The 22,688-nt window shown below is 72.2% G+C and carries 20 protein-coding genes; 11 read left to right on the top strand and 9 right to left on the bottom strand.

All coding sequences use genetic code 11. The features are described 5' to 3' along the window. Window positions 1–22: 22 nt before the first annotated feature. The 5 genes from PSQ21_RS02485 to PSQ21_RS02465 all read right to left on the bottom strand — a co-directional run bounded on the left by PSQ21_RS02485 (window position 23) and on the right by PSQ21_RS02465 (window position 5,598). The gene (locus PSQ21_RS02485) at window positions 23–703 is read right to left on the bottom strand and encodes an ATP-binding cassette domain-containing protein (protein WP_274028752.1); all 681 of its coding nucleotides are present in this window, start codon (window positions 701–703) and stop codon (window positions 23–25) included. Further along, window positions 700–1,656, bottom strand: a complete 957-nt coding sequence (locus tag PSQ21_RS02480; protein ID WP_274028751.1) for an ABC transporter ATP-binding protein — start codon at window positions 1,654–1,656, stop codon at window positions 700–702. The genes PSQ21_RS02485 and PSQ21_RS02480 overlap by 4 nt, the downstream gene beginning before the upstream one ends. Further along, window positions 1,646–3,391 (bottom strand): ABC transporter permease subunit, encoded by a 1,746-nt coding sequence (locus PSQ21_RS02475; protein WP_274028750.1) that lies wholly within the window; start codon window positions 3,389–3,391, stop codon window positions 1,646–1,648. The genes PSQ21_RS02480 and PSQ21_RS02475 overlap by 11 nt, the downstream gene beginning before the upstream one ends. Next, window positions 3,388–4,875, bottom strand: coding sequence for an ABC transporter substrate-binding protein (locus PSQ21_RS02470; RefSeq protein WP_274028749.1), 1,488 nt, complete (start codon window positions 4,873–4,875; stop codon window positions 3,388–3,390). Before PSQ21_RS02470 ends, PSQ21_RS02475 begins: the two co-directional genes overlap by 4 nt. Before the next feature lie 168 nt (window positions 4,876–5,043). Further along, window positions 5,044–5,598 (bottom strand): GNAT family N-acetyltransferase, encoded by a 555-nt coding sequence (locus PSQ21_RS02465; protein ID WP_274028748.1) that lies wholly within the window; start codon window positions 5,596–5,598, stop codon window positions 5,044–5,046. A gap of 243 nt (window positions 5,599–5,841) precedes the next feature. Here PSQ21_RS02465 and PSQ21_RS02460 point away from each other — a divergent pair, with 243 nt between their 5' ends. From PSQ21_RS02460 to PSQ21_RS02410, 11 genes are all read left to right on the top strand, one after another. After that, window positions 5,842–7,098 (top strand): ATP-grasp domain-containing protein, encoded by a 1,257-nt coding sequence (locus PSQ21_RS02460; RefSeq protein WP_274028747.1) that lies wholly within the window; start codon window positions 5,842–5,844, stop codon window positions 7,096–7,098. Further along, window positions 7,095–7,928, top strand: coding sequence for a Rossmann-like domain-containing protein (locus PSQ21_RS02455; protein ID WP_274028746.1), 834 nt, complete (start codon window positions 7,095–7,097; stop codon window positions 7,926–7,928). The genes PSQ21_RS02460 and PSQ21_RS02455 overlap by 4 nt, the downstream gene beginning before the upstream one ends. Continuing rightward, window positions 7,925–9,028 (top strand): PLP-dependent cysteine synthase family protein, encoded by a 1,104-nt coding sequence (locus tag PSQ21_RS02450; RefSeq protein WP_274028745.1) that lies wholly within the window; start codon window positions 7,925–7,927, stop codon window positions 9,026–9,028. Before PSQ21_RS02455 ends, PSQ21_RS02450 begins: the two co-directional genes overlap by 4 nt. Beyond that, window positions 9,025–10,086, top strand: a complete 1,062-nt coding sequence (locus tag PSQ21_RS02445; RefSeq protein WP_274028744.1) for a dipeptide epimerase — start codon at window positions 9,025–9,027, stop codon at window positions 10,084–10,086. Before PSQ21_RS02450 ends, PSQ21_RS02445 begins: the two co-directional genes overlap by 4 nt. After that, a complete protein-coding gene (locus PSQ21_RS02440) occupies window positions 10,083–11,357 on the top strand; it encodes an MFS transporter (protein ID WP_274028743.1) in 1,275 nt (424 codons plus the stop codon). The genes PSQ21_RS02445 and PSQ21_RS02440 overlap by 4 nt, the downstream gene beginning before the upstream one ends. Next, window positions 11,354–12,154 carry a class I SAM-dependent methyltransferase gene (locus PSQ21_RS02435; protein ID WP_274028742.1) on the top strand — a complete coding sequence of 267 codons (801 nt, stop codon included), beginning with the start codon at window positions 11,354–11,356 and terminating at the stop codon, window positions 12,152–12,154. The genes PSQ21_RS02440 and PSQ21_RS02435 overlap by 4 nt, the downstream gene beginning before the upstream one ends. Window positions 12,155–12,216: 62 nt before the next feature. Further along, window positions 12,217–13,812 carry an ABC transporter substrate-binding protein gene (locus tag PSQ21_RS02430; protein WP_274028741.1) on the top strand — a complete coding sequence of 532 codons (1,596 nt, stop codon included), beginning with the start codon at window positions 12,217–12,219 and terminating at the stop codon, window positions 13,810–13,812. Beyond that, entirely contained in the window at window positions 13,809–14,762 is a 954-nt protein-coding gene (locus PSQ21_RS02425; protein ID WP_274028740.1) for an ABC transporter permease, read from the top strand. The genes PSQ21_RS02430 and PSQ21_RS02425 overlap by 4 nt, the downstream gene beginning before the upstream one ends. Then, window positions 14,759–15,544 carry an ABC transporter permease gene (locus PSQ21_RS02420; protein ID WP_274028739.1) on the top strand — a complete coding sequence of 262 codons (786 nt, stop codon included), beginning with the start codon at window positions 14,759–14,761 and terminating at the stop codon, window positions 15,542–15,544. The genes PSQ21_RS02425 and PSQ21_RS02420 overlap by 4 nt, the downstream gene beginning before the upstream one ends. Further along, window positions 15,541–17,067 carry an ABC transporter ATP-binding protein gene (locus PSQ21_RS02415; protein WP_274028738.1) on the top strand — a complete coding sequence of 509 codons (1,527 nt, stop codon included), beginning with the start codon at window positions 15,541–15,543 and terminating at the stop codon, window positions 17,065–17,067. Before PSQ21_RS02420 ends, PSQ21_RS02415 begins: the two co-directional genes overlap by 4 nt. Window positions 17,068–17,760: 693 nt before the next feature. After that, window positions 17,761–19,125, top strand: a complete 1,365-nt coding sequence (locus PSQ21_RS02410) for a hypothetical protein (RefSeq protein WP_274028737.1) — start codon at window positions 17,761–17,763, stop codon at window positions 19,123–19,125. 136 nt (window positions 19,126–19,261) lie between these two features. Here the strand turns inward: PSQ21_RS02410 and PSQ21_RS02405 are convergent, their stop codons facing one another. The 4 genes from PSQ21_RS02405 to PSQ21_RS02390 all read right to left on the bottom strand — a co-directional run bounded on the left by PSQ21_RS02405 (window position 19,262) and on the right by PSQ21_RS02390 (window position 22,473). Beyond that, on the bottom strand, window positions 19,262–20,008 hold the full coding sequence (locus PSQ21_RS02405; protein WP_274028736.1) for a phosphotransferase family protein: 747 nt from the start codon (window positions 20,006–20,008) through the stop codon (window positions 19,262–19,264). 147 nt (window positions 20,009–20,155) lie between these two features. Further along, window positions 20,156–20,458: a TrkA C-terminal domain-containing protein gene (locus tag PSQ21_RS02400; protein WP_274028735.1), complete on the bottom strand. Its 303-nt coding sequence runs from the start codon at window positions 20,456–20,458 to the stop codon at window positions 20,156–20,158. A 218-nt stretch (window positions 20,459–20,676) separates the two neighbouring features. Beyond that, window positions 20,677–21,984, bottom strand: a complete 1,308-nt coding sequence (locus PSQ21_RS02395) for a trypsin-like serine protease (protein WP_274028734.1) — start codon at window positions 21,982–21,984, stop codon at window positions 20,677–20,679. A gap of 78 nt (window positions 21,985–22,062) precedes the next feature. Next, window positions 22,063–22,473: a hypothetical protein gene (locus PSQ21_RS02390; protein WP_274028733.1), complete on the bottom strand. Its 411-nt coding sequence runs from the start codon at window positions 22,471–22,473 to the stop codon at window positions 22,063–22,065. Between the last annotated feature and the right edge of the window lie 215 nt (window positions 22,474–22,688).

Genomic DNA, 22,688 nt, shown 5'->3' with positions numbered 1-22,688 from the left:
ACACCGCTGCCGCGTGTCCGACTCAGGTGGGGACAGTGCGCCCTTCCCGCATCTCGATCACCCGGTCCGCGAAGTGCCGTACGACAGCCCGGTCGTGACAGATGAACAGATAGCCGAGGCCCAGCTCGTCCTGGAGATCGGCGAGCAGGTTCAGCACACCGGCACGCACCGAGGCGTCGAGGGCCGACACGGGCTCGTCGAGGACGAGCAGGCGCGGCCCGGAGGCGAGGGCGCGGGCGATACCCGCCCGCTGGCACTGGCCTCCCGACAGTTCATGGGGTCGCCGGTCCCCGCATGACGGGTCGAGGCCGACCTGTTCGAGCAGCTCGGCCACGCGGGAGGGGCCGTCGGCCGGACTCCACCTGCCGTGGACCTTCAGCGGCTCGGCCACCGCGTCGCGGATGCGGTGGCGAGGGCTGAGGGAGCCGTACGGATCCTGGAAGACCGGCTGCATACGTGGGCGCAGCGGGCGTAGTTCGTGCTCCGCCAGGGCTGTCAGCTCCTGTCCCTCGAAGCGGACCTCCCCGGCGTCGGGCCGGCGCAGCTGGAGTACCGCGAGGGCGGTGGAGGTCTTGCCGCACCCGGAGGGGCCGTTGAGCGCGAGGGTCTCACCGGCGGCCACTTCGAAGGAGACATGGTCCACGGCGGTCACCGGGCCGTGCCGGACGACGAGGTCGTGAACGTCCAGAAGGGGGTGATTCACCAGCGCTCCAGGAGAGGTGCGGATATGTCGGCGGCGTGATGACAGGCGACCAGACGTCCGTCCACGGCCCGCAGGCCGGGATCGCGGTCGTGGCACGCGTCCGTCGCGAGCGGGCAGCGCGGTGCGAAGGCACAGCCGGGCCCGAGGGCGTCCGGCGTGGGCGGGGTGCCGGGGAGCACGGGCAAGCGGCGCCGGGGACCGTCCTGCGGGAGGGAGGCCAGCAGGCCCGCCGTGTACGGAGCGCGCGGACGGTCCAGGACCGGCCGTACCGGGCCGAGTTCGGCCGGCCGTCCCGCGTACATCACCAGCACGCGGTCCGCGTGGGCCCGTACGACGTCCAGGTCGTGGGTGACGAGGACCAGCGAGGCGCCGGCCGCTTCCCGCTGCTCGGCGAGGACCCGCAGCACCTGCTCGCGGCGCTCCTCGTCCAGCGCGGTGGTCGGCTCGTCCGCGACGACGACATCGGGCTCGTTGACCGTTGCCATGGCGATCACCGCGCGCTGCCGCATGCCGCCCGAGAACTCATGGGGGAAGGCCCGGGCCCGGCGCGCGGCGTCCGGGATGCCGACCCTGTCCAGCGCCGCCACGGCCAGGGCACGCGCCTTTCCCCGGGACACGCGCCGCACCGACCGCACGGCGGCGGCGATCTGGTCGCCGACCGGGTGGACGGGGGAGAGGGCGGACAGGGCGTTCTGGGGAACGAAGGTGATCCCGCGCCCGCGTTCGGCGACGAGATCGGCGGAGCCCCGCAACCGCACGTCGCCGCCGACCGTGGCGCCGCGCGGCACCATGCCGAGCAGGGCCCGGGCGGTGAGGGACTTGCCCGCGCCCGACTCCCCGACGAGGGCGAACGTCTCACGCGGGCGGACGTCGAAGGTCAGTCCGCGTACCACCTCGGCCTCGCCGAAGGCGATGCGCAGGTCACGGACCGACAGCAGTGCTTCAGACCGCACGGGCGGTCTCCTTTCGTACGGTGCGCGCGGGCGTGCGCCCGCCTCCCCGGCCCTGGGCGTACGCCGCCCCCGACACGGCCAGCCCCGCCAGCAGGGCCAGCGCGGCGGCCGGGGCGAGGGCCGCCCAGGGGGCGCGTTCCACGTAGGCGCGGGACTCGTCGAGGAGCAGACCCCACTCGGGGGCGGGCGGCTGGGCTCCGAGGCCGAGGAACCCCAGTGAGGCCAGGGCGAGGGCGATGCCGGGCAGCCGCAGCAGGGCGTGGCGGGCGACCGGGGCGGCGACGGACGGCAGGACGTGCCGGGTGAGAATCCACAGCGGTGGCGCGCCTATGGCGCGTTGGGCGGTCAGGAACGTCGACGCCCGTACCTCCTGCACCAGCGCCGCCGCATGCGCCGCCAGGGGCGGCCACGAGATCAGCGCGACCGCGAGCGCCGCGCCGCCGGTGCCCGGGCCGGCCACCGCCGCGACCAGGATGCCGACGATCACCGGCGGCAGGGCGTTGGCGATGTCCGCCGCGCCCGCCGCGACGCCGGGCAGGAAGCCGAGCGCCAGGGCGACCACCAGGCTCAGCAGGCAGACGGCCGCCGCCGTGCCGACCGTGGAGGCGGCGCCATGACCGAGCCGGGCCAGCACATCGCGGCCGAGCCCGTCGGTGCCCATCGGATTGGCCCAGGAGGGCGCGGCCAGCCGGGCGGCCGTGTCGACCGCGTACGGGTCGCGGAACAGGCCCCAGCCGATCGCCGCCAGCAGCAGGGCCGCGAGGGCGGCCGGGATCGCCGGGTGCGCCCGGACCGGCCGGGCCGGCGGCAACGAGAGCCCGGCGTCACGCAGGGCGGGGCCCAGCAGCCGGCGTCGTACGAGGGCGGCCAGCGCCCCCAGGGCCAGGCCCAGAGCGAGCAGGGCGAAGACGGACCCCTGGAGCAGCGGCAGGTCCTGCGACTTGGCTGCGCCCAGCGCGGTGCGCCCGATGCCGGGCACCGCGAACACGGTCTCCACCGCGACCGCGCCGCCCGTCAGGCCGACGGCGACCATCCCGAACTGCGGTACCAGCGGCGGGAGTACACGGCGCAGCGCGGCGAACACGACACGGGTGCGGCTCACTCCCGCTCCCCGCCACAGCTCCACCCATCGTTCGTCCAGCACGGCGGGCAGCGCGTCCGCGACGAGCCGCCCGAGAAGGCCGCCGGCGGGAACCCCCAGCGCGAGGGCGGGCAGGACCAGATACTCGGGCCCCCGCCAGCCGGACGTCGGCAGCCACCCGAGCCACACTCCGCACACCAGCAGCGCCACGGTGGCCAGGAGGAACTCCGGCACCGCGGCGGCCATGGCCGCGAACGCCCCTGCCGACCCCCGTCCCCGCACCAGCACGGGCGCCACCAGGGCCCCGGCCAGCAGCACCGCCACGGTCAGCGCGGCGGCCATCAGGCCCAGCGACACCTGGAGCCCGGAGGCGACGGACGGCAGGATGTCCGTCCCCGACACCCAGGAGGTGCCGAGGTCGCCGCGCAGGAGTCCCGCGGCCCAGTCGCCGAGCAGGGAGAGCGGGCCCGCGTCCAGGCCGAGATCCCGGCGGATCGCCGACAGGGCCTCCTCGGTCGGCTCCTGTTCGGCGGACCGGGCGCGCAGGACGGTCAGGGCCGGGTCCCGGCCGGAGAGCCAGGGCAGCAGGCCGACGGCGGCCAGCGCGGCGACGAGGCAGAGAGCGCGGGTCACCCCCGCCGTGGTCGGCCTCACTTGACGTGCGTGTCGAGCGTGACCAGTTCCCGCTCACGCGGATCGTGGGCCGCCCCGACCACGTCGGCGGCGTCACCCTGGATCACGCGCTCGTGGAGCATCGGCACCGCCGCGTCGGTGGCGAGCACGGCGGTCTCGGCGTCGATGACGGCCCGGCGGCGGGCGTCACCGGTCGGCGTCGCGCCCGCCTTGTCCAGGGCCTTGTCCACGGCCGGACTGGCGAGCTGGGGGATGTTGAACGAACCGTCGGAGGCGAAGTCGCTGTACAGGTACGCGGCCGGGTCGCCGGAATCGAGAACGGTGGCCCGGGACAGGATGAACGCGTCGAACGCGCCCGCCAGGGCGTCGGACTCGATGTTGGCGTACTCGCGCACCTCCAGTTTCACCTGGAAGCCCGCCTTCTTCAGCTGCTGTTGCAGAGCGGCGGCCACTTCGGGCAGTTCCGCCCGGTCGGTGAACGTACCGATGGTGATGCGCCTGCCCGCGGGGCCCCCCGCCTTCGCACGGCGCACCGGCTCCCGCAGGTCGGCCGCCCACGGCAGCGCGGGCCCCAGCAGCCCCTCGGCCACGTCGGCCCTCCCCTCGTACACGCCGTTCACGATCGATTCGGCGTCGATCGCCTCCCGGGCCGCGGCCCGCAGCGCCGGGTTCCTGAAGGCGCCCGTCTCCGTGTTCAGGTAGAGCGTGTTGGTGCGCGGCATCGGGACCTCGGTGATCAGGTCCTCGTCCAGCAGCGCGGCCTGCGAGACGGGCACCGCCTCGACGATGTCGGCCTCGCCGCTGCGCAGGGCGGCGGCGCGGGCGGTGCCGTCGGGCACGAACGTCACGTCGATGCCGGAAGCCTTGGCCGTACCGCCCCAGTAGTCGTCGTAGCGGTCGAGGGTGGCGGAGGAGGTGCCGTCGACCCGGGTCAGCTCGAAGGGGCCGGTGCCGGCCCCGGCCGGATCCACGGTCTTCCCCCGGTACGCCTTGGCCGCGAGGATCGACAGCTGAGGGGAGCTGAGCCGCTGCGGGACCAGGGGGTCCTCCTCCGCGGTCGCCACGACCACGGTGCCGGGGCTGCCCTCCTTCACGGTCAGTTCGACGCCGTCGAGTATGCGGGGCTTGGGGGAGGCGCCCGCGGCTCTCGTGAGGGAACGGACGACGGCCCCGGCGGTCAGCTCGGTGCCGTCGTGGAAGGTGACGCCCTCGCGGAGGGTGAAGGTCCAGGTCCGGCCGGACTGTTTCCACGCGGTGGCCAGCGCGGGCTCGGCGTCGCTGTCCGCGTTCAGCCTCACGAGCGTCTCCGCGGTGGACCAGCGGGACAGCTTGAACGCGTCATCGGACAGCGGGGACAGGCCGGAGCGAGGGGGCTGCATCATCGCGACGCGGAGGCGCTCGCCGGTGCCGGTGCCTGTGGTCTCCGAGGACGAGAAGCAGCCGGTGAGCAGGGCGGAAGCGGTGAGGACCGCGGGGAGGAGCAGGGGACGGGACGGGACGCGCACAAGGTCACTCCGAGTAATGAGGGCAGGTCAGGTCGAGCGAACGGCGACCGTAGCATGATGATAATCATTTTCATAAACGGTCCGCGGTGTGCCCCCCCCCGTCCCGGGGTGCGGTGCGGTGCGGAGCCTGCCGTGGCGAGGGCGGGCCCCGCGTCCGCTGCTCCGCCTTCAGTGGGGCAGGGGGATCTCGAAGTGGACGGTGTCGACGCCGGGGCCGTGCTCACCCGTCGGCCGGGCGTCGAAGATCTCCTTGGCCAGGCTGCGCCAGAAGGCTTCGGCGCCCTCCACCTGGACGTTGGTGTGCAGGTAGATGCTGTCGTAGCCGGGTGTCGAGGCGGCGAAGTCGCACGCCCGGCGCACCAGGGTCCGCGCCAGTCCGTGGCGGCGGTGCTCCGGGTGGACGTAGACGCGGACGAGCTGGGCGGTGGTCACCGGCGGGTACCGCTCGGAGAGCCAGCGGGGGTGCGGCGGGTGGGCCGGGCCGCCCGACCGTACGCCGGTGGTGGCCACCACCTCGCCGTCGCGCACGGCCACCAGCAGCTGGTGCCGAGGGTCGTCCAGGTAGGTGCCCGAGAGGTCGACGACGTCGCGGTGCCAGGCGGGGACGTAGCCGTAGCCGAACTCCCGGTAGAAGGTGTCGAGCATCAGGCGCCGCGCTCCCTCCAGGTCGGCCCGCGTGGCGGGCCGCACGGTGTACGAGGGGGGCGGGGTGCTGTCGGTCATCGTGGGTCTCCCGTGGGTCGGCGAAGGATGCGTGGGACTCGGAGGGGCGTCGGGGTGGGCTCGCCGCGTCCGCGTGGCGGAGGCTCCCGCACCGGTGGGCGCGGGTGGCGAAGAAGTGACGTGAAGTCAGGTGACAATGAAAACGATTATCGATAGCGTACGTCAGGTCAAGGTGGGCGCACCGGGACGCGCGCCGCCGGCGACGTACCCGGAGTCCTCAACAGCGTGCTGAAAAGGGAGACCGTGGCTCATCTGTTGATGGTCGAGAGCTGGGTCGGATCGATGAGCAGATTGCTGCCGCGGGCGATTCGCGAGGGAGGCCACGCGTTCACCTTCCTCACCCGCGACCTGCACCACTACCTGCGTGCCGCACCCGAGGGCACCACGCACCCGCTCCTCGGGGCCCGCAATGTGCTGACGGCCGACACCAACGGCATCGAGGCGCTGCTGCCCCTCGTCGAGCGTGCCCACCGCGCGCTCGGCTTCGACGGCGTGATCACCTCCTGCGACTACTACCTTCCGGCAGCGGCGCGGATCGCCGACCGGCTGGGGCTCCCGGGCCCGGCCGCCGAGGCGGTCGGAAACGCCTGCCGCAAGGACGCCACCCGCCGCGTGCTGACCGGCGCCGGCGTGCCGGGACCGCGCTTCGCGGTGTGCGCGGACTGGGCCGAGACCGCCGCGGCGGCGCGCGACATCGGCTATCCGCTGGTCCTCAAGCCCGTGGACCTGTGCGCCGGGATGTACGTACGGCGCGTCGACGACGAGGAGGCGTTGGCGGACGCCCACCGGGCGCTCGCGGAGTTCCCCGTCAACGCGCGAGGACAGCGCCGCGCCCCCGTCGTCCTGCTCGAGGAGTTCCTGGTGGGGCCCGAAGTCAGCGTCGAGACCGTGTCGTTCGGCGGGCTGACGCATGTGCTGGGCGTGACCGACAAGAGCGTCGGCGGCGCACCGGCGTTCATCGAGACAGGCCACATGTTCCCCGCGGCGCTCTCCGCCGCGGACACCGGAGCGGCCGAGGAGACGGCACGCGCCGCGCTCAAGGCGCTCGGCCTGGACGGCGTCGTGGCCCATACCGAGATCAAACTGACGGACGACGGGCCCCGAGTGGTCGAGGTCAACCCCCGACCGGCCGGCAACCGCATCACGGAACTCGTCCGCCACGTCACCGGGGTCGACCTCGCCGCCGCCTGCGTGGACGTGGCCCTCGGCCGCGAGCCCGACCTGCGCCGCCGGGCCACCGGCCTGCGGAGCGCCGCCATCGGCTTTCTGGTGCCGGACACCGGGGGAACGCTGAAGTCCATCGAAGGCGCCGACGACGTGAGCGCGGCCGCCGGCCTCCTCGAACTCCAACTGGCCGTTCCCGGCAAGGCGGTCAAGGCGGCGGGCAGCAACAACGAGTACCTGGGCCACGTCATGGCCGGCGACGCCGAGGGCCTCGGCGCACGCGACCGCGCGGAGACCCTGCTCTCGGCGCTCCGCCCCGAGGTGGTCGGCCCATGACCGCGACCAGCGGCACGACGGTCGCCGCCGCCTCGTACGACGAACTCGTGGACCGGGTCCGCAGCGGGAGCCTCGGCCCCGACCCGCGCACCCAGCGCATCGCCGTCGCCTTCACCACACGCCAGTCCGTACGGCACGACGGGCGCAGCGGTGGCTACCGCAACGAGGTGCTCAGCCTGCGCCTCGCCGAGGCCGTCGGGTCCTGCGCGGTCGAGCCGGGCGAACTGCCCGACGACGCGGCGGACGACTGCGTCGGCGCGGATGTCGCCCGGCTCCTGGAACACGACCTGGGGCCGGTGCGGGTGGCCGCGCTCGACGCGTACCTGATGCACGTCCTGCCGCACACACCCGGGAACGGCGCACGGCCCTGCCCCGTGCCCGCGGGAAGTTCGCTGGAGAAGTCCCGGGCCCGGGCCCGGGCCGTCGTCGGCATGCTCGACTGCCCTCCCGGCGGCACCGTGCTCGTCGTGGGCGTCGTCAACTCGCTGCTGGAGGCGCTGCGTGCGCGCGGGCTGACGTACACGGCCTGCGACCTCAAGGGCGGTACGACGGAGTGGGGCGAGCCGGTACGGAACGACGCACTGGCCGAACTGGAGCGCTGCGACGCGGTACTCGCCTCGGGCATGACCCTCGGCAACGGCAGTTTCGAGCCGCTGCGCGAGCACGCGCAGCGGCACGGCAAACCACTGGTGATGTTCGCCCAGACGGGCAGCGCGGTGCTGCCGCGCCTCATCGGCGCCGGGGTCAGCGCCGTATGCGCGGAGCCGTACCCCTTCTTCTGGCTCGACGGCGGCCCCGGGACCCTCCACCGTTACGGGGGCGCCCTGTGACCACCGCCGCCGTCCTCGGCTCCGCCGGGAACCGCGAACTGCTCGCCCTGCTCGGCCGTACCCCGCTCGCCCGCGTCACCGCCGATCTTCCCTGCCCGCAGCCCGGCTTCTGGGCCAAACTCGAAGGGCTCGGCGTCGGAGGCATGAAGGCGCGAGCCGCGGTCTCCATGCTGCTCGGGGCCAGGGAGCGCGGCGAACTGCTGCCGGGCGCCCCGGTGGTCGAATCCACCTCCGGCACCCTCGGTATCGGCCTGGCCTTCGCCGGCCAAGCCCTCGGGCACCCCATCGTCCTGATCGGCGACACCGAACTGGAGCCGTCGATGCGGCAGTTGCTGCATGCGTACGGTGCCCGGCTGGAGCTCGTCGACCGTCCGGCGGCCGAGGGCGGCTGGCAGGCAGCGCGGCTGGCCAGGCTGCGCGCACAGCTGGCGCTGCTGCCCGACGCGTACTGGCCCGACCAGTACAACAACCCCGACAACATCGCCGGTTACGCGTCTCTCGCCGCCGAGCTGGCCGCTCAGCTGGACCACCTCGACATCCTGGTGTGCAGCGTCGGTACCGGAGGCCACAGTGCGGGTGTCGTCGGCCCGCTGCGGCGCCACTGGCCGGGACTCCGCCTGATCGGTGTGGACGCCACCGGCTCGACGATCTTCGGCCAGCCCGCCAGGCCCCGCCTGATGCGCGGCCTGGGCAGCAGCATCCACCCACGCAACGTCGCCTACGCGGCGTTCGACGAGGTCCACTGGGTCGGTCCGACCGAGGCCGCGGACGCCTGCCGCCGACTGGCCAGGGGCAACTTCGTCAGCGGCGGCTGGAGCACCGGAGCCGTGGCCCTCGTCGCGGCCTGGGCCGCCCGCGTCCACCCCGGAGCGGTCGTCGCCACGGTCTTCCCCGACGGGCCGCACCGCTACCTCGGCAGCCTGTACGACGACGACTTCACCGCCGCGCACGGTCTCGACCTGACCACCGCCGTCGGCCGCCCCGTGGAGATCACGCATCCACGGGCCGTGGAGGCCACCGGGTGGACCCGGTGCCGCAGGGTCACCGACCCCCTGGAAGGCCGCGCCCCGGCACCGCGCACCGGAGAGGCGGGCCCGTGAAGGTCACCCAGCGCACCGTGCGCCTCGGACTCGCCGAACCACTGCGCATATCCCGCTCGGTGATGGCGGCCCGCGACGCCGTCTGGCTGACCATCGAGCACCAGGGACAGCGCGGCCACGGAGAAGTCGTCGCCAGCGTCTACTACGGACTCGACGCCGGCGCCATCGGACGGCTTCTGCGTCAAGCGGCCCCGGAGCTCGTCCGATTCCCCGACCCCGAGAGCGCGCTCGACGCCCTCCGTGCCGGACGGCTGCCGCCCGACGGCACCCCGCCCGCGGTGACCGCGGGGATCGAGTCGGCACTTCTCGACCTGGTCGGCAAGTGCTCCGACGTCCCGGTCCACCGACTCCTCGGGACCCTCACCCCGCCCGCCGCCGCGACCGCCCGTACGATCGGCATCGTCCCGCCGCGGCGGGCCGGCGCCCAGGCCCGGCGCCTGGCGAGGGACGGCTTCTCCATCCTCAAGATCAAGGCCGGTTCCCCGGACCCCGAGGACGACCTGGCACGCGTCAGGGCCGTGCGCGTCGCCGCTCCCCACGCGCGGTTGCTGCTCGACCCCAACGGAGCCTGGAGCCTCCGCACGGCCGAAGGACTCCTGCCCCGTTTCGCGGAGCTGGAGATCGAGGCGGTCGAGCAGCCGCTCGCGCCCGGCGACCCCGAAGCCCTGGCACGACTCGCCGGACGCTCGCCGCTGCCGATCATCGCCGACGAGGACGCGGTCGACCACGACGACGCCCGCCGTCTCGCCGGGCGGGTGCAGGGCATCAACGTCAAGCTCGCCAAGTGCGGCGGTGTCACCGCGGCCCTGAGGATCGCCGAGCTGATCGCCGGCACCGCCACCGAACTGATGCTCGGCTGCCTGACCGCGAGCACCCTCGGCATCGCCCCGGCGGTCCACCTCGCCGACCGCGCCCGCTGGATCGACCTGGACGGCCACCTGCTGCTCGCCGACGACCCGTGGACCGGCATCGGCGGCGACGACGGCACCGTCCGGGTGAGCCGCAACCCCGGCCTCGGTGTCCGGCCGGGCACCCGGGGAAGTGGGGACCAGCCGTGAGCACGCTGCGCGAGATACGCGGCTTTCCGCTCGCGATACGTCTGCTCCTGGTGAACCAGCTCGGCGTCAACACCGGCTTCTACCTGCTCATCCCCTACCTGGCCCTGCATCTGAGCGAGGACCTGGGCATGTCCGCGGTGGTCGTCGGCACCGTGCTCGGTGTACGCAACCTGAGCCAACAGGGTCTGTTCCTCATCGGCGGCTCGGCATCGGACCGACTCGGCGCGCGAGGGGTCATCATCGCCGGCTGCGCGCTGCGGACGGTCGGCTTCGGGCTCTTCGCGCTCGGCGACGGACTGGCGGTGCTGCTCGCCGCCTCCGTACTCAGCGGACTGGCCGGCGCCCTGTTCAACCCGGCCACCCGCGCCTACCTCGCCCTGGAGGCGGGGGAGCGCAAGGCCGAGGCGTTCGCCCTGTTCAACGTCTTCGCGACCACCGGCGCCCTGATCGGGCCGCTCCTCGGCAGCGCCCTGCTGCTGGTCGGCTTCCGTGCCTCCGCCCTCGCCGCCGCAGGAGTCTTCGCGGTACTCACCGTCGCCCAGGCCATGGCGCTGCCCCACCGCGCGACCGAGCCGTCCGGGAACAGCGTCCTCACGGACTGGCGGGAGGCGGTGGGCAACCGCAGTTTCGTGGTGTTCGCCCTCGTGATGGCCGGCATGTTCACCATGGAGAACCAGCTGTACCTGCTCCTGCCGGACGGCGCCCGCCGGGCCACCGGCTGGGACGGCGCGGCCGGCGTCGTCTTCGTCGTGGGCACGCTCGCCGGCCTCTGCCTGCAACTACGCATCACGAGACAGCTCAAGGGGCGGGGCAGCCGGGCGCGGTGGGTCAGCGTGGGGCTCGCCCTCATGGGGCTCGCCTTCGTACCGCCGATGACCGGGGCCGGGGACGGGACGGCCCCCGGTGGCGCGGGCGACGCGGTGCTCCGCGTCCTGCCCGTGCTGGCGGGTGCGCTGCTGCTCCACGTGGGTGTCATGATCGCCCAGCCGTTCGTGATGGAGCTGATCACCGACTTCGGCCGCCCGGAACTCACCGGTACCTACTTCGGCCTCTTCTCCATGGTCTCGGGCATCGCCGCGGCCGTCGGCAACACGGTCATCGGCTGGGCCATGGACACCGGAGAACACACGGGGGCGCACTGGCTGCCCTGGACGTGCTGCCTGGCCCTCGGGCTCGCCTCCGCCGCCGGGGTCGCCTGGCTGCACCGGATCCGTTCGCTGCCCTCCCGCCCCGCCCCCCTGATCGTCGACCGCATGAGGAGCCCCCTGTGAACGACGCGACCGGCGACAACCTGCTCACCGAGAACCCGGCGTTGTACGAGGCACGCTTCCCGGACGCCGAACGCCTCGCCGGACGCTGGGTCGTGGACCGCCTGCTGCGGTACGGAGCCGGGCCGCGCGTCCTCGACATCGGCTGCGGCACCGGCCGCGACGCCGCGTACGTGCACGGGACGGGCCGCACGGTCGTCGGCGCCGACCTCTCCGAGACGATGCTGGAGTACGCCCGCCTCCACCACCCCGGCCCCGAGTACACCCGCGCCGACCTGCGCGGCTTCGACCTCGGCCAGGGTTCCTTCGACGCCGTGGTGTCCCTGGACAGCGCCCTGCTGTACTGCCACACCAACGAGGAGCTCGACGCCTTCCTGGCATCCTGCCGACGCTGCCTAGCACCCGGCGGCCTGCTCGTCGCGGAGATGCGCAACGGCGCCTTCTTCCTCGGCCGCACGGAGCTCATCGACACCCCGGCCGTCAACGGTTTCACCTGGCAGGGCGTCGTCCACCGGTCCACCACCACCCTGTACGTGGACCGGGCCGCGCAACTGCTGCGCCGCAGGCGGGTGTGGACCTCCGACGACGGAGCGCCACCGGTCGAGCAGCACTCCGCGTGGCGACTGCTCTTTCCCCAGGAGCTGCGCCGTTTCCTCGCCGCCCACGGCTTCGAGGTGCTCGGCCTGTACGACCGGCCCGGCCCGCGCACCGAGCCGCCGTGGCGAGAGGGCGACCTGCCCGCCGCGACCGCCGACGCCGACCGGCTGCACCTGGTCGCCCGCCTGACGCACGACCGCTGAACACCGTACCCACCGAGGCCCCCGGCCCGATGCCCGCTCGTACACACAGCAAGGAATCAACCATGAACGACGCCCCCCTGAACGACCCGCGCTTCCCAGGTCTGCGCCGCCGGGGCTTTCTGGCAGCGGCCGGAGGCGCGGCCGGCCTCGGAGCGCTCGCCCTCACCGGCTGCGGCGGCTCCGGCCCGTCCGCCGGCGACTCCCACAAGGGAGACGGCAAGCCCCGCCGCGGCGGCCGTCTGCGCGCCGCTTTCGCCGGGGGCGGAGCCAGCGAGACCCTCGATCCGCACCTGAGCAACCTGTTCGCCGATGTCGCGCGCGCCAAGGCGCTGTTCGACAAGCTCGCCGACTACGGGCCCGACCTCTCCGCCCAGCCGCGGCTGGCCTCCGCGTGGGAGTCCAACGCGGGTCTGGACCGCTGGAAGGTGACCCTGCGCGAGGCCACCTTCCACGACGGCAAGCCGGTCACCGCCCAGGACGTCCTCCACAGCTACCGCCGCATCACCGACCCGAAGAAGGCGTTCCGCGCCAAGGCGTCGCTGGAGCCCATCGATCTGAGGGCGAGCCGGGCCCTCGACGCGCGGACCGTCGAGTTCACCCTCAAACGGCCGACCGCCGAATTCCCCAACGTGCTCGCCGCCTTCGGCGCGTACATCATCCCCGACGGCGCACAGGACTTCGACAGGAATCCGGTCGGCAGCGGGCCGTTCCGCTTCGTGTCCTTCGCACCCGGCAGGTCCGCCGTCCTCAAGCGCAACGACGCCTACTGGGACGGCGCCCCGCACCTCGACGAGCTGGAGTTCATCGTCGCCAACGAGGAGTCCGCACGCGTCAACGCCCTCCTCGGCGGCCAGATCGAGTACGCGCACGAGCTCAACCCCACCACCGCCCGCGCCCACGAGGGCAAGGGACAGATCGAGATCGTCCGGCTGCGCAACAGCGCCATGCAGTCGTTCGCGATGAAGACCGACCGACCGCCCTTCGACGACAAGCGGGTCCGGGAGGCGTTCTTCCTGATCGCCGACCGCGAGGAACTCGTCGACGGCGCCCTGTCCGGCGCGGGCGAGATCGGCAACGACCTCTTCGGCAAGGGCTACGCGTACTACGCCGAGGGCCTCCCGCAGCGGGAACAGGACCTCGACCGGGCCAAGGCGCTGCTCAAGGAGGCCGGCGCCGAGCATCTCGAGGTCACCCTCGACACCTCCCCGGTCGCGGCCGGGTTCACCGAGGCCGCGACCATCTTCCGCGACCAGGCGGCCAAGGCCGGAGTCACCATCACGGTCAAGTCCGGCAGCAAGGACAGCTACTGGAAGGACATCCTCGACTCCGGCACCCTCTGCTCCTACCGCTCCGGCGCCATGCCGATCGAGGCCCACATCTCCCAGCGCCTGCTGACCGGCTCCACCACCAACGCCACCAAGTGGCAGCACAAGGACTTCGACGCCCTCTACCAGCAGGCACAGTCCACCAGGGCCGAGGCCGACCGCGCTGCCGTCTACGCGCGGATGCAGCGCCGCCTGCACGCCGAAGGCGGCTTCCTGGTCTGGGGTTTCGCCGACTGGATCCTCGGCACCGCCCCGGCCGTCCGGGGCGTCGAGACGAAGGCGCCCGCCAACTCGCTCGACTGGGCGCGCTTCGACAAGGTCTGGCTGGCGTGAGCGGACTTCGCTCCTGGATCGCCCGGCGGCTGCTGCTCGGCGTGGGACAGACGGCGGCGGTCGTGCTGCTCGTCTTCGCCCTCACCGAGGCGCTGCCGGGCGACGCCGCCGTGGCCCTCGCCGGCGACCAGCCCGACCCCGCACGGATCGCGGCCATCCGGGAGGCGATGGAGCTGGACCGGCCGGCCCACGAACGACTTGCGGACTGGGCGGCCGGGCTGTCGCGCGGCGATTTCGGGACCTCGCTCGCCTCCGGGCGGCCCGTCTCCACGTACATCGCGGACGGCTTCGGGCCGACCGTGCTCCTCGCCCTGCTCACGGTGGCCCTCCTGGTGCCGGTCGGGGTCGGCCTCGGAGTGCTGGCCGCCCGCCACGAAGGACGACGCGTGGACCGCCTCGTCAGCTCGGTCACCCTCGGGGTGTACGCGGTCCCGGAGTTCGCCTTCGGCGTGCTGCTGATCACGGTCTTCGCCCTGCGCCTGGGCTGGCTGCCGCCGACCGCCGTCGGCTACGGCACCGACCTGCTCGCCCACCCCGCCGCCCTGGTGCTGCCCGTTCTCGTCCTGCTGTCCAGGCCCGTCTGCTCCCTGGCCCGCCTGGTGCGGGCGGGCATGATCGACGCCCTGGCGTCCCCCTACGTCGCCCAGGCGCACCGCTACGGCATACGCGGCGCACGCGTCCGGTACGCGCACGCTCTCCCCAACGCGATCGCGCCCGCCGCACAGCAGCTCGCCCGCACGGTCGACTGGCTGCTGTGCGGGGTCATCGTCGTGGAGGCGTTGTACGTGATTCCCGGACTCGGCACCGTCCTGATGAACGCCGTGGCCGAACGCGACGTGCCCGTGGTGCAGGGTCTCGCGGTGGTCTTCGGCCTGGCCACCGTCGTCCTCAACCTCGGTGCCGACCTCGTCGCCCGCCGGTTCGCACCGCGGGCGGGGGTGGCGGCATGAGATCCCGCTTCGCACTCGGCGCCGCGATCGTCGGCGTACCGCTCGCCCTCGCCCTGCTGGGCCCGCTCTTCACGGGCGACTCCGGGCCACGGGCCGCCTCCTTCACCCTCGGCGGCGGACACTGGCTCGGCACCGACTTCGTCGGCCGGGACGTAGGACGCGAAATCCTCCTCGGCGGACAGTCCGTGGTGCTCGTCGCACTCGCCGCGACGGCTCTCGCCTACCTGGTGGCGCTGCCGGTCGGACTCATCAGCGCGCTCACTCACCGGAGGTGGCTGGAGGAACTGCTGATGCGGCCCCTGGACGTGCTGCTCGCCGTACCGTCCCTGCTGATGATCCTGCTGGTGGCGTCCGTCTTCACCCCGGGCACGGCCGGGCTCGCGCTGCTGGTGGCGCTCGTCAACATTCCGGACGCTGCCCGCATCGTGCGGGCCGCCGGGGCCGAGGCGGCCTCGCGCCCGGCCGTCGAGGCACTGCGCATGCAGGGCGAGACGTGGTGGCGGACGGCCGTCGGATACGTCGGCAGGACGGCCGCCCGCACGCTCGCCGCGGACGCGGGCGTACGGCTGACGGGCGTGCTCTACCTGGTGGCCACGGCGGCGTTCCTCGGCGTCGGTGTCGCACCCGACGCCTCCGACTGGGCGGTGATGGTGGACCGCAACCGGACCGGGCTGTTCGTGCAGCCGTGGGCCGTGGTGGTGCCCGCCCTGCTGATCGTCGCCCTGACCATGGGGAGCAACCTGCTCCTGGACGCCGTACTGGAGAAGAGGAAGCGGACGTGAACGCGGTCGCGGTCATCAGGAATCTGCGGGTCGAGATCGACGGCCGGGCGATCGTCGACGGAGTGAACCTCCGCGTGCCGCCCGGGAGGATCACCGCCCTCGTCGGAGCGTCCGGCAGCGGCAAGACCACCACGGGCCTCGCCCTGCTCGGTGAGTACCCGGCGGGCGCACGGGTCAGCGGCGACGTACAGGTGGCCGACGGCCTCGTCGGATACGTACCCCAGCAGCCGGGCGCCGTGCTCAACCCCGCGCGCCGGGCCGGCGCCCTGCTGCGGGACATCGCCCGGCGGCAGGTACGCGCCCTGCCCCGGTCCGAGCGCCGGGCCGCCGCCCGCCGACGCGTCCTCCAGGCGCTCTCCTCGGCTCAACTGCCGGAGGGGGAGCCACTGCTGCGGCGCTACCCGCATCAGATGTCGGGGGGCCAGCAGCAACGCCTCGTCCTGGCCCAGGCCTTGCTGCTCGGCGCCCAGGTCGTGGTGGCGGACGAGCCCACCACGGGCCAGGACGCGCTGACGAAGCGGCGCGTCGTCGACCAACTGGCGGCGATCGCCCGACAAGGCGTCTCCGTGGTCCTGCTCAGCCACGACCTCGACGTCGTACGGGCCGTCGCGGACGACGTCCTGGTCATGCGCGACGGCCGGGTGGTGGAGTCGGGCCCGGCGGAACGGCTGTGGGTCGCGCCGCGCCATCCATGGACGCGTGAGCTTCTCGCTCCCGCTCCCGTGCTGCCCGACCCCGTCACCGCGGAAGGCAACGGCGTCCTGCGCATACGCCGCCTCACCGCCCGGCACGGCAGGGCGACGGTGCTGCGCACCGTCGACGAACTGACCCTCCGCACCGGCGAATGCCTGGCCGTCGTGGGCCGCTCCGGCAGCGGCAAGACCACCCTCGCCCGCTGTCTGGCCGGTCTCCACCGGGACCACGACGGCGACATCCTCCTCGACGGCGCCCCGCTGCCCCGCAGCCTGCGCGCCCGGACCCGCGAACAACTGGCAGCGGTGCAGTACGTCTTCCAGGACGCGCGGGCCTCCTTCGACGAGCACCGGCCGGTGCTGGATCAGGTGGCACGCACAGCGGTACGGCTGCGCGGGGCCACCTCGGACGCTGCCCGGACCGAGGCACTGAACACCCTTGCCGGGCTCGGGCTCCCCGACGACCTCGTACGCCGCCGGCCCGCCCTGCTGTCCGGCGGCGAACTCCAACGCGCCGCGCTGGCACGAGCGCTGCTCGCCCGGCCGCGGGTGCTGATCTGTGACGAGATCACCTCCGGCCTCGACACCGTCACCCGACGCGCCGTCCTCGACCTGCTGGCCACCCTGCTGCGTGACCGCGGGGACCTGGCCCTGGTGCTGATCACCCATGACCTGGACACCGCGGCCCTGGCCGGCCGGATCGCGGTCCTGGAAGCCGGCGAACTGGTCGAGCACGGCACGGCACGTCAGGTGCTGACCACGCCCCGCCACCCGTTCACGGTGTCCCTGACGGAGACCGCGGCACGCCTCACGGCAAAGGCGCGACCGTGAGCCACGGCCGGAGCGTGCTCGCGCAGGGCAGTCGGGCGTGAAGGCGGCCGGGGCAGGGAGGCGTGATCCCTCCGCCACCTCGGCGGAGGGACCAGTCACTCCAACGGGGTAATGCCAGACAGATCACGGGACAGTACGTTAGAGGTGGTAGCGCAGCAGGTACATGACTGCGCATCAGATACGCCCGATGATGTCCGAGCGCCCGACGTGGTTCGCCCAGGAGCGCGATCGCGAGGACGGGCCGACATGGCCACTCCCGTTCCCACCCCAAGGACATGACCGGCTGCGGCAGCACGCAGCCGGCGACGGTCGACGACACGCCGGACACGCCTTGGCGAACGGCCCGTCAAGCGGCCCTCCTCCGCTCCCCGGCCGCGCGGCCGACGGTGAGCTCCGCCGTCAGCCCTCGACGGACCCGCCTCGGCCCGATCTTCCTTCTGATCGTCCGACGAGCCCGCGCACCATCGCCCCGCGGCCCCACCGCGCGAAGGCGGCACACCGCTCGCCGTCGCTGCCATCACCCCGCCCTCTGACAGGAGTTGACCCATGAGTGGATGCGGCTGCGGACAGTCCCCGATCACTATCGGCGACTGCCGGCCCCCCAAGTCTGCCTGCACTCCCGCTACTTGTCCCGACACCAGGCCGTACGAGCAGTGCGAGACGACCCTGCTGCGCGACTCCGCGCCGTACCGCGTGGCAGCGACCGCGCGCAGCACCGACCCGACGCCGTACTACACCATCGCCAACACCCATGCCGCACTGGACCCTGTCGTCGCCCAGACCATCCTGGACAGCGGCACGGGCACGTTCCCGGCCGACGACGGGACGCACAACGGCCAGCACACCTGGCTCGCCGGCGTCGTGCACATCGACCCCGCGTCCCTGCGCGGCAATCCCACCGACGTCACGATCAGCGCCTCGGTCCATGTCCACAACGACGGCAGGAGCACGGCCTGCCGGCTCTACGGCCGCTTCGCCCTGTGGAACGGCACGACCCCGGTCCACACCGATCTCCTGGGCCCACCCGATCTGCCGGCGGGCGGGGACGACAACGGCGTCGTCCCACCGACCACCGTGCCCCTCGCGGACGTCCTCGCGGGAAAGGTCGTCGTCGAGCTCAACCTGGAGACGGGCAACGACGACAGCTGCCGGGTCGGCCCCAAGCAGTGGACCGTCGACAGCTTCGTCCTCACCGTCCAGGCGTCCGCCCCGGGGTGCGGCCGGCCGTTCGTCCGGACGACCTGCCGTGACTGCGACGGCGCGGTCACCTGCACGACCGACACCCTCGACGGCGGCTCGACCCCCTACGCCCCGGTCCCGCCGGTCGTCCCGGCCGACCCCTGCCGCGACGGCTGCGCCACCCCCCGCCCTCCGTGCGTCTCCACCGACCGGGGCAACGCCATCACCCGTGGCGGCGACGGGTGTCTGTACGCGCCCGACACGCCTGCCCTGGACCCGTCCCCGTGCAATGCCGCACGGAACACCACCGGCGGGCTGCTCGTGCCGCGGATCGACCTGGCGGGACTCGCCCCTGGCGGCAACAGCAGCGTCGAGCGGTCGGTGGACATCGATGTCACCGGGACGCCCGGCTGCCCTGAGAGGTGGGAGATCGGCGCCCGCCTCACACCGGTGAGCGGGTTCCTCAACTCCGAGCGGCAGCACGCCGACCTCCTGGCCCGGGCAGGGGCCGACGTGCCGATCCCCGAGTCCGACATCGTGCTGCCGGAAGCCGGTGTCTACCACATCGACAGCGACGTACGGTACGCGCTGGGTACCGCCACCGGCGGCAGCGGCTACATCATCGGCTGGCTCAGGGACGAGACCACGGACACCCTGCTGACGAGCTTCACCCAGATCGCGGCGATCAACGCGGCGCGGCAGGAGCAGCAGGGCGGAACCACCCACATCATGACCGAGTACCCGGTCGCCTCCGGCCCCCGGACGGTCCGCCTGCACCTGATGTTCGTCCTCACCGGCGGCAAGATCTCCGACGCCCAGGCCGGCGGCACCGACAGTAACGGCGCGACGCGGATGCGCTTCCTCAAGGTCAGGGATTAGCAAGTCGCCGCGTTCGGTGAGCGGGCGTCAGCCGGGTGAGGTGTCGCGCTCGTGGACGCGGTCGAGCGTGACGATGCCCGGGGACGGCCCGCTCCGTGTGTCGGAAGGTCTGCGGAGCGGCCGGGCCCGCGCGGCCTCACATCCGGGATCTCAGCACGTCGACCTCGCAGCCCGGCGCGAACGGGTCGAAGCCGTGCTCGGTCAGCCAGCGAACCGCGAGCAGGCTGCGCACCGACCACCACGCGTGGATCACGTCGAGGTCGATGTCGGTGCCATAGCCGGCGAGGACGTCGTCGAGGTGCTCCTCGTGGCCGAGCGTGAAGGTGGCGAGGTCGTACAGGGCATCACCCCGGCCCGCCTCGGACCAGTCGATGATGCCCGTGACCTCGTCGCCCTCGACGAAGACGTGCGCGATCTGCAGGTCGCCGTGCGTGAACGCCAAAGGCCACGGCCGGAGCGCGGCCTCGGCGACCCGGCGGTTGCGGGCGACCAGGTCAGCGGGCAGGAGGCCGCTGGTCACGAGCGACTCGCACTCCTCGTCGAGCTCCGCCGCCAGCGCCACGATGTCCCGGCCGGCCCGGCCGGCCCAGGGCGGCAGCGGCGCGTCGTGCAGCTTCCGGATGGCGGCGCCCGCCGCGGCCCACGCCGCCGACGACCCGGTCGACGGCCCGCCGAGGCGCCCCAGCGTCGTCCCCGGGAGTGCGGCGATCGCGAGCACGGGCGGCTCGCGCCACAGGACCTCCGGGGTCGGGACCGGCGCGAGGGACATCGCCTCGACCTCGACATCGGTGCGCGCCTGATCGGCGTCCACCTTCACGAACACGTCGCCGACGCGCAGGGTCGCGCGCTCGGAATGGGCGACGACGACTTCCACTTCATCCATGGGCGGCCATTGTTCCGGGGACGACCGCCGATGTCGCCGGAAATGTGTCGCGCGCGATTACCTGGCTGACCGTGTGCCGATGTCTGGCGGTCGCGTGCGCGGGACCGGCCTCTGCCCAGGTCAAGTCCACCACTTCTGTCCGGTGTTCTACTGGAGCTCACTGAAGCGTTCGGTTGCTCGGGTGCGGCCGGCGACGATGATGGTGTCGTCCGCTGCCACGACCGTTTCGGCGGTGGCGTAGGTGAAGCCCTCGCCGGGGCGCTTGATGGCGACGACCGTGATGCCGAAACGGGAGCGGACGGCGCTGTGGGACAGGGGGAGGCCGATGATGTCGGCGGGCGGGTTGGTCTTGACCATGGCGAAGTCGTCCTCGAATTCGATGTAGTCGAGCATGCGTCCCCGTACCAGGTGGGCGACGCGTTGGCCCGAGACCCCGGTGGCCCACAGCACGATCTTGGTGTGCAGGGACCAGCCGCGCGGCTGGAGATCACGACCCGCTGAGAAAGGTCTAGACCTGACAAGGGCGGGTAAGTGGGGGACAGAGCCCCGGGGCTCACTGATGTTTTGCCGGACAGCCCTCCGGCAGGACGCCGCCCCGGGGCTCACCACCGCATCGCCTTGAGTAAGCGTGGGCGTGGCAATGGTCGCTCCGTGTCCCCCCTCGTACTTCAGTTGAGAAAAATCCCTGTCGGCATCATGGCCAGTGCTGAGGGAAGGCTGGTGAAGTACAGCTTGTTCGAGCATGCTGACCGTGTCCCGCCGAACGGGTTGGAGCACGTCGTACCATACTGGGTCGCGGACATGAGGCCGTGGCCAACGACCCCACCGGACACGTTGTAGCTGTAGACGGGACCGCCGCTGTCCCCCTTGCCGGCGATGTACTCCCAGGGGGAGTCACCTGTTACTGCGGTCCACCTCTGCACACCGTTGAGCTGTCTCCAGTAGTAGCCCTCTACAACGGGAACACCGCATCGCTCTCCGGTCAGCGATCCGCTGACGCAGACGTACTGGCCGGCGCGGACTTCTCTCGCGGAGTGCACATGGTGCACAGGTTGGAACGAGTTCCTGACGGGCAGACCCCCCACGATGCCTCCCCCTGTCGATTTTCTCGGGTCAAGTTCTATGAGCGCCGCATCGTGCTGTGTATCCGTGTAGGAAACGGTTCCCAGAGAGCTTTCATCGGCGGTTAGCCATTTCTGGCCGGTTCCCGTGACGCAGTGCTCCGCCGTGATGACGTAGTCTGCTACGGATCCGCGGGAGGAGGCAGTGAATCCGGTCGTGCATCTGGCGCCGCCCCATGTTTTGATGGCCTGTCCGCCGAATTGCATACTTGATGGCATGCCGATGCGCTCATCGCCTATGGGAGTGGCGACGCTGTCCGCCTTCAGGGTGACCGGTATCCCTCGTGTCAGGGACGAGGGGATGACTTCGCCGGTCTTGAGCGGTTGCGCAGCGGCCCGGGGGGCTGTGTCGGGCACGTCGATTCCGACGGTGAGGGAGTTCCCGTCCTTCCCGGCTCCCACGCTCACGATTTCCGCACCGTTAATGCGGACGTCGGACTTGGCGATCGCGTCGATCGCCTTCTTCAGTTCTGTGGCGGTGTAGCGGGCGGTGGCGACCTTGACGTTCAGCCCCTTCTTCCGATGTGACGCGATGACACGGGTGACGTTCTCGGGGGGTCTCCCCTTCCAGCGGAGTGTGTAGCCGTTCGTCTCCACAGAGATCGTCAGCTCGTTGTATCCGCTGACCGGGTCCTTCTTCACCAGTTCGGTGATCTCGTCCGCTGCGTCCAGGATCGGCGCCTGACGCATCATCAGCGCCTTTGCGTGGCTAGTATTCCTGTCGGCCTGCGAGGGTGTCTCGGAGGCCGGGAGTCCACTTTCGACAGCCGAGGCGGAATAGTTGCTCGCCGGGATCAGCGGGAAGGCGATTGCCAGCGCCGCCCCGATCGCCGTCGTGGTCCTGGAGAGTCTCATGTGTGATCAACTTTCGAGTTCGAGGATGCTTGATCGACGGTGCTCGGGCGGGGTGGACGCTCCCGGCGAGCGCTGGTGTCAGGTTGTCCACGGGCTCCAGGATCCGTTGTTGCGGCGCTGGGTGTACCACCACCGGTTGTCCGTGCCCGCCGCCGTAAGCCGGGGATTCTCAGTGTTGTTGTTCGTTACGTAGACAGCGCTGCGCACATTGCCGCCCATGGACTTCCAGCCACCGAAATTCCCAGGCTTGCCCCAACTCGTCCAGACTGCGTAGTCGGTTCCCACGACGATGGCCTGGTCGTCACCGTTGGGGTAATTGACCCAGGACACGCCGTACTCGCAGTAGTACCTGGCTCCCCCCAGGTTGTGCAGGACGCATACCTCCATCGAGGCGGCCTGAGCGGACGGGGCCAAACCGGTCAGGGTGGTACCGGTCAGCGCGAGCGCTGTGATGGCGAGAGCCGCCCTGCGGGCCATGGTCATAGTCACACGGAACTCCTGGATCGATATCGAGTCACAGCGCACCGCGGACGGCCTGAATCCCTGCCTCAGGCTGGGCCGTACCAGCACTGTGCCGGCGAGCTGTTGAGGAAACGCGCGGGAATCCACCGTCACAAGGACTCGGCTGTGCCGGAGACAGCTGAGGCTCGCAAGGACAGCGGGAAGACGCCTTTCGATCAGGCCCCGGCAGGGGCGCGCCGTGA

Origin of the sequence: Streptomyces sp. MMBL 11-1, from assembly GCF_028622875.1 — a bacterium.
In the GTDB taxonomy this organism is placed as follows: Bacteria; Actinomycetota; Actinomycetes; order Streptomycetales; family Streptomycetaceae; genus Streptomyces.
Note: the sequence above shows the minus strand (reverse complement) of the source record. Positions and strands in the feature narration are given on the sequence as shown.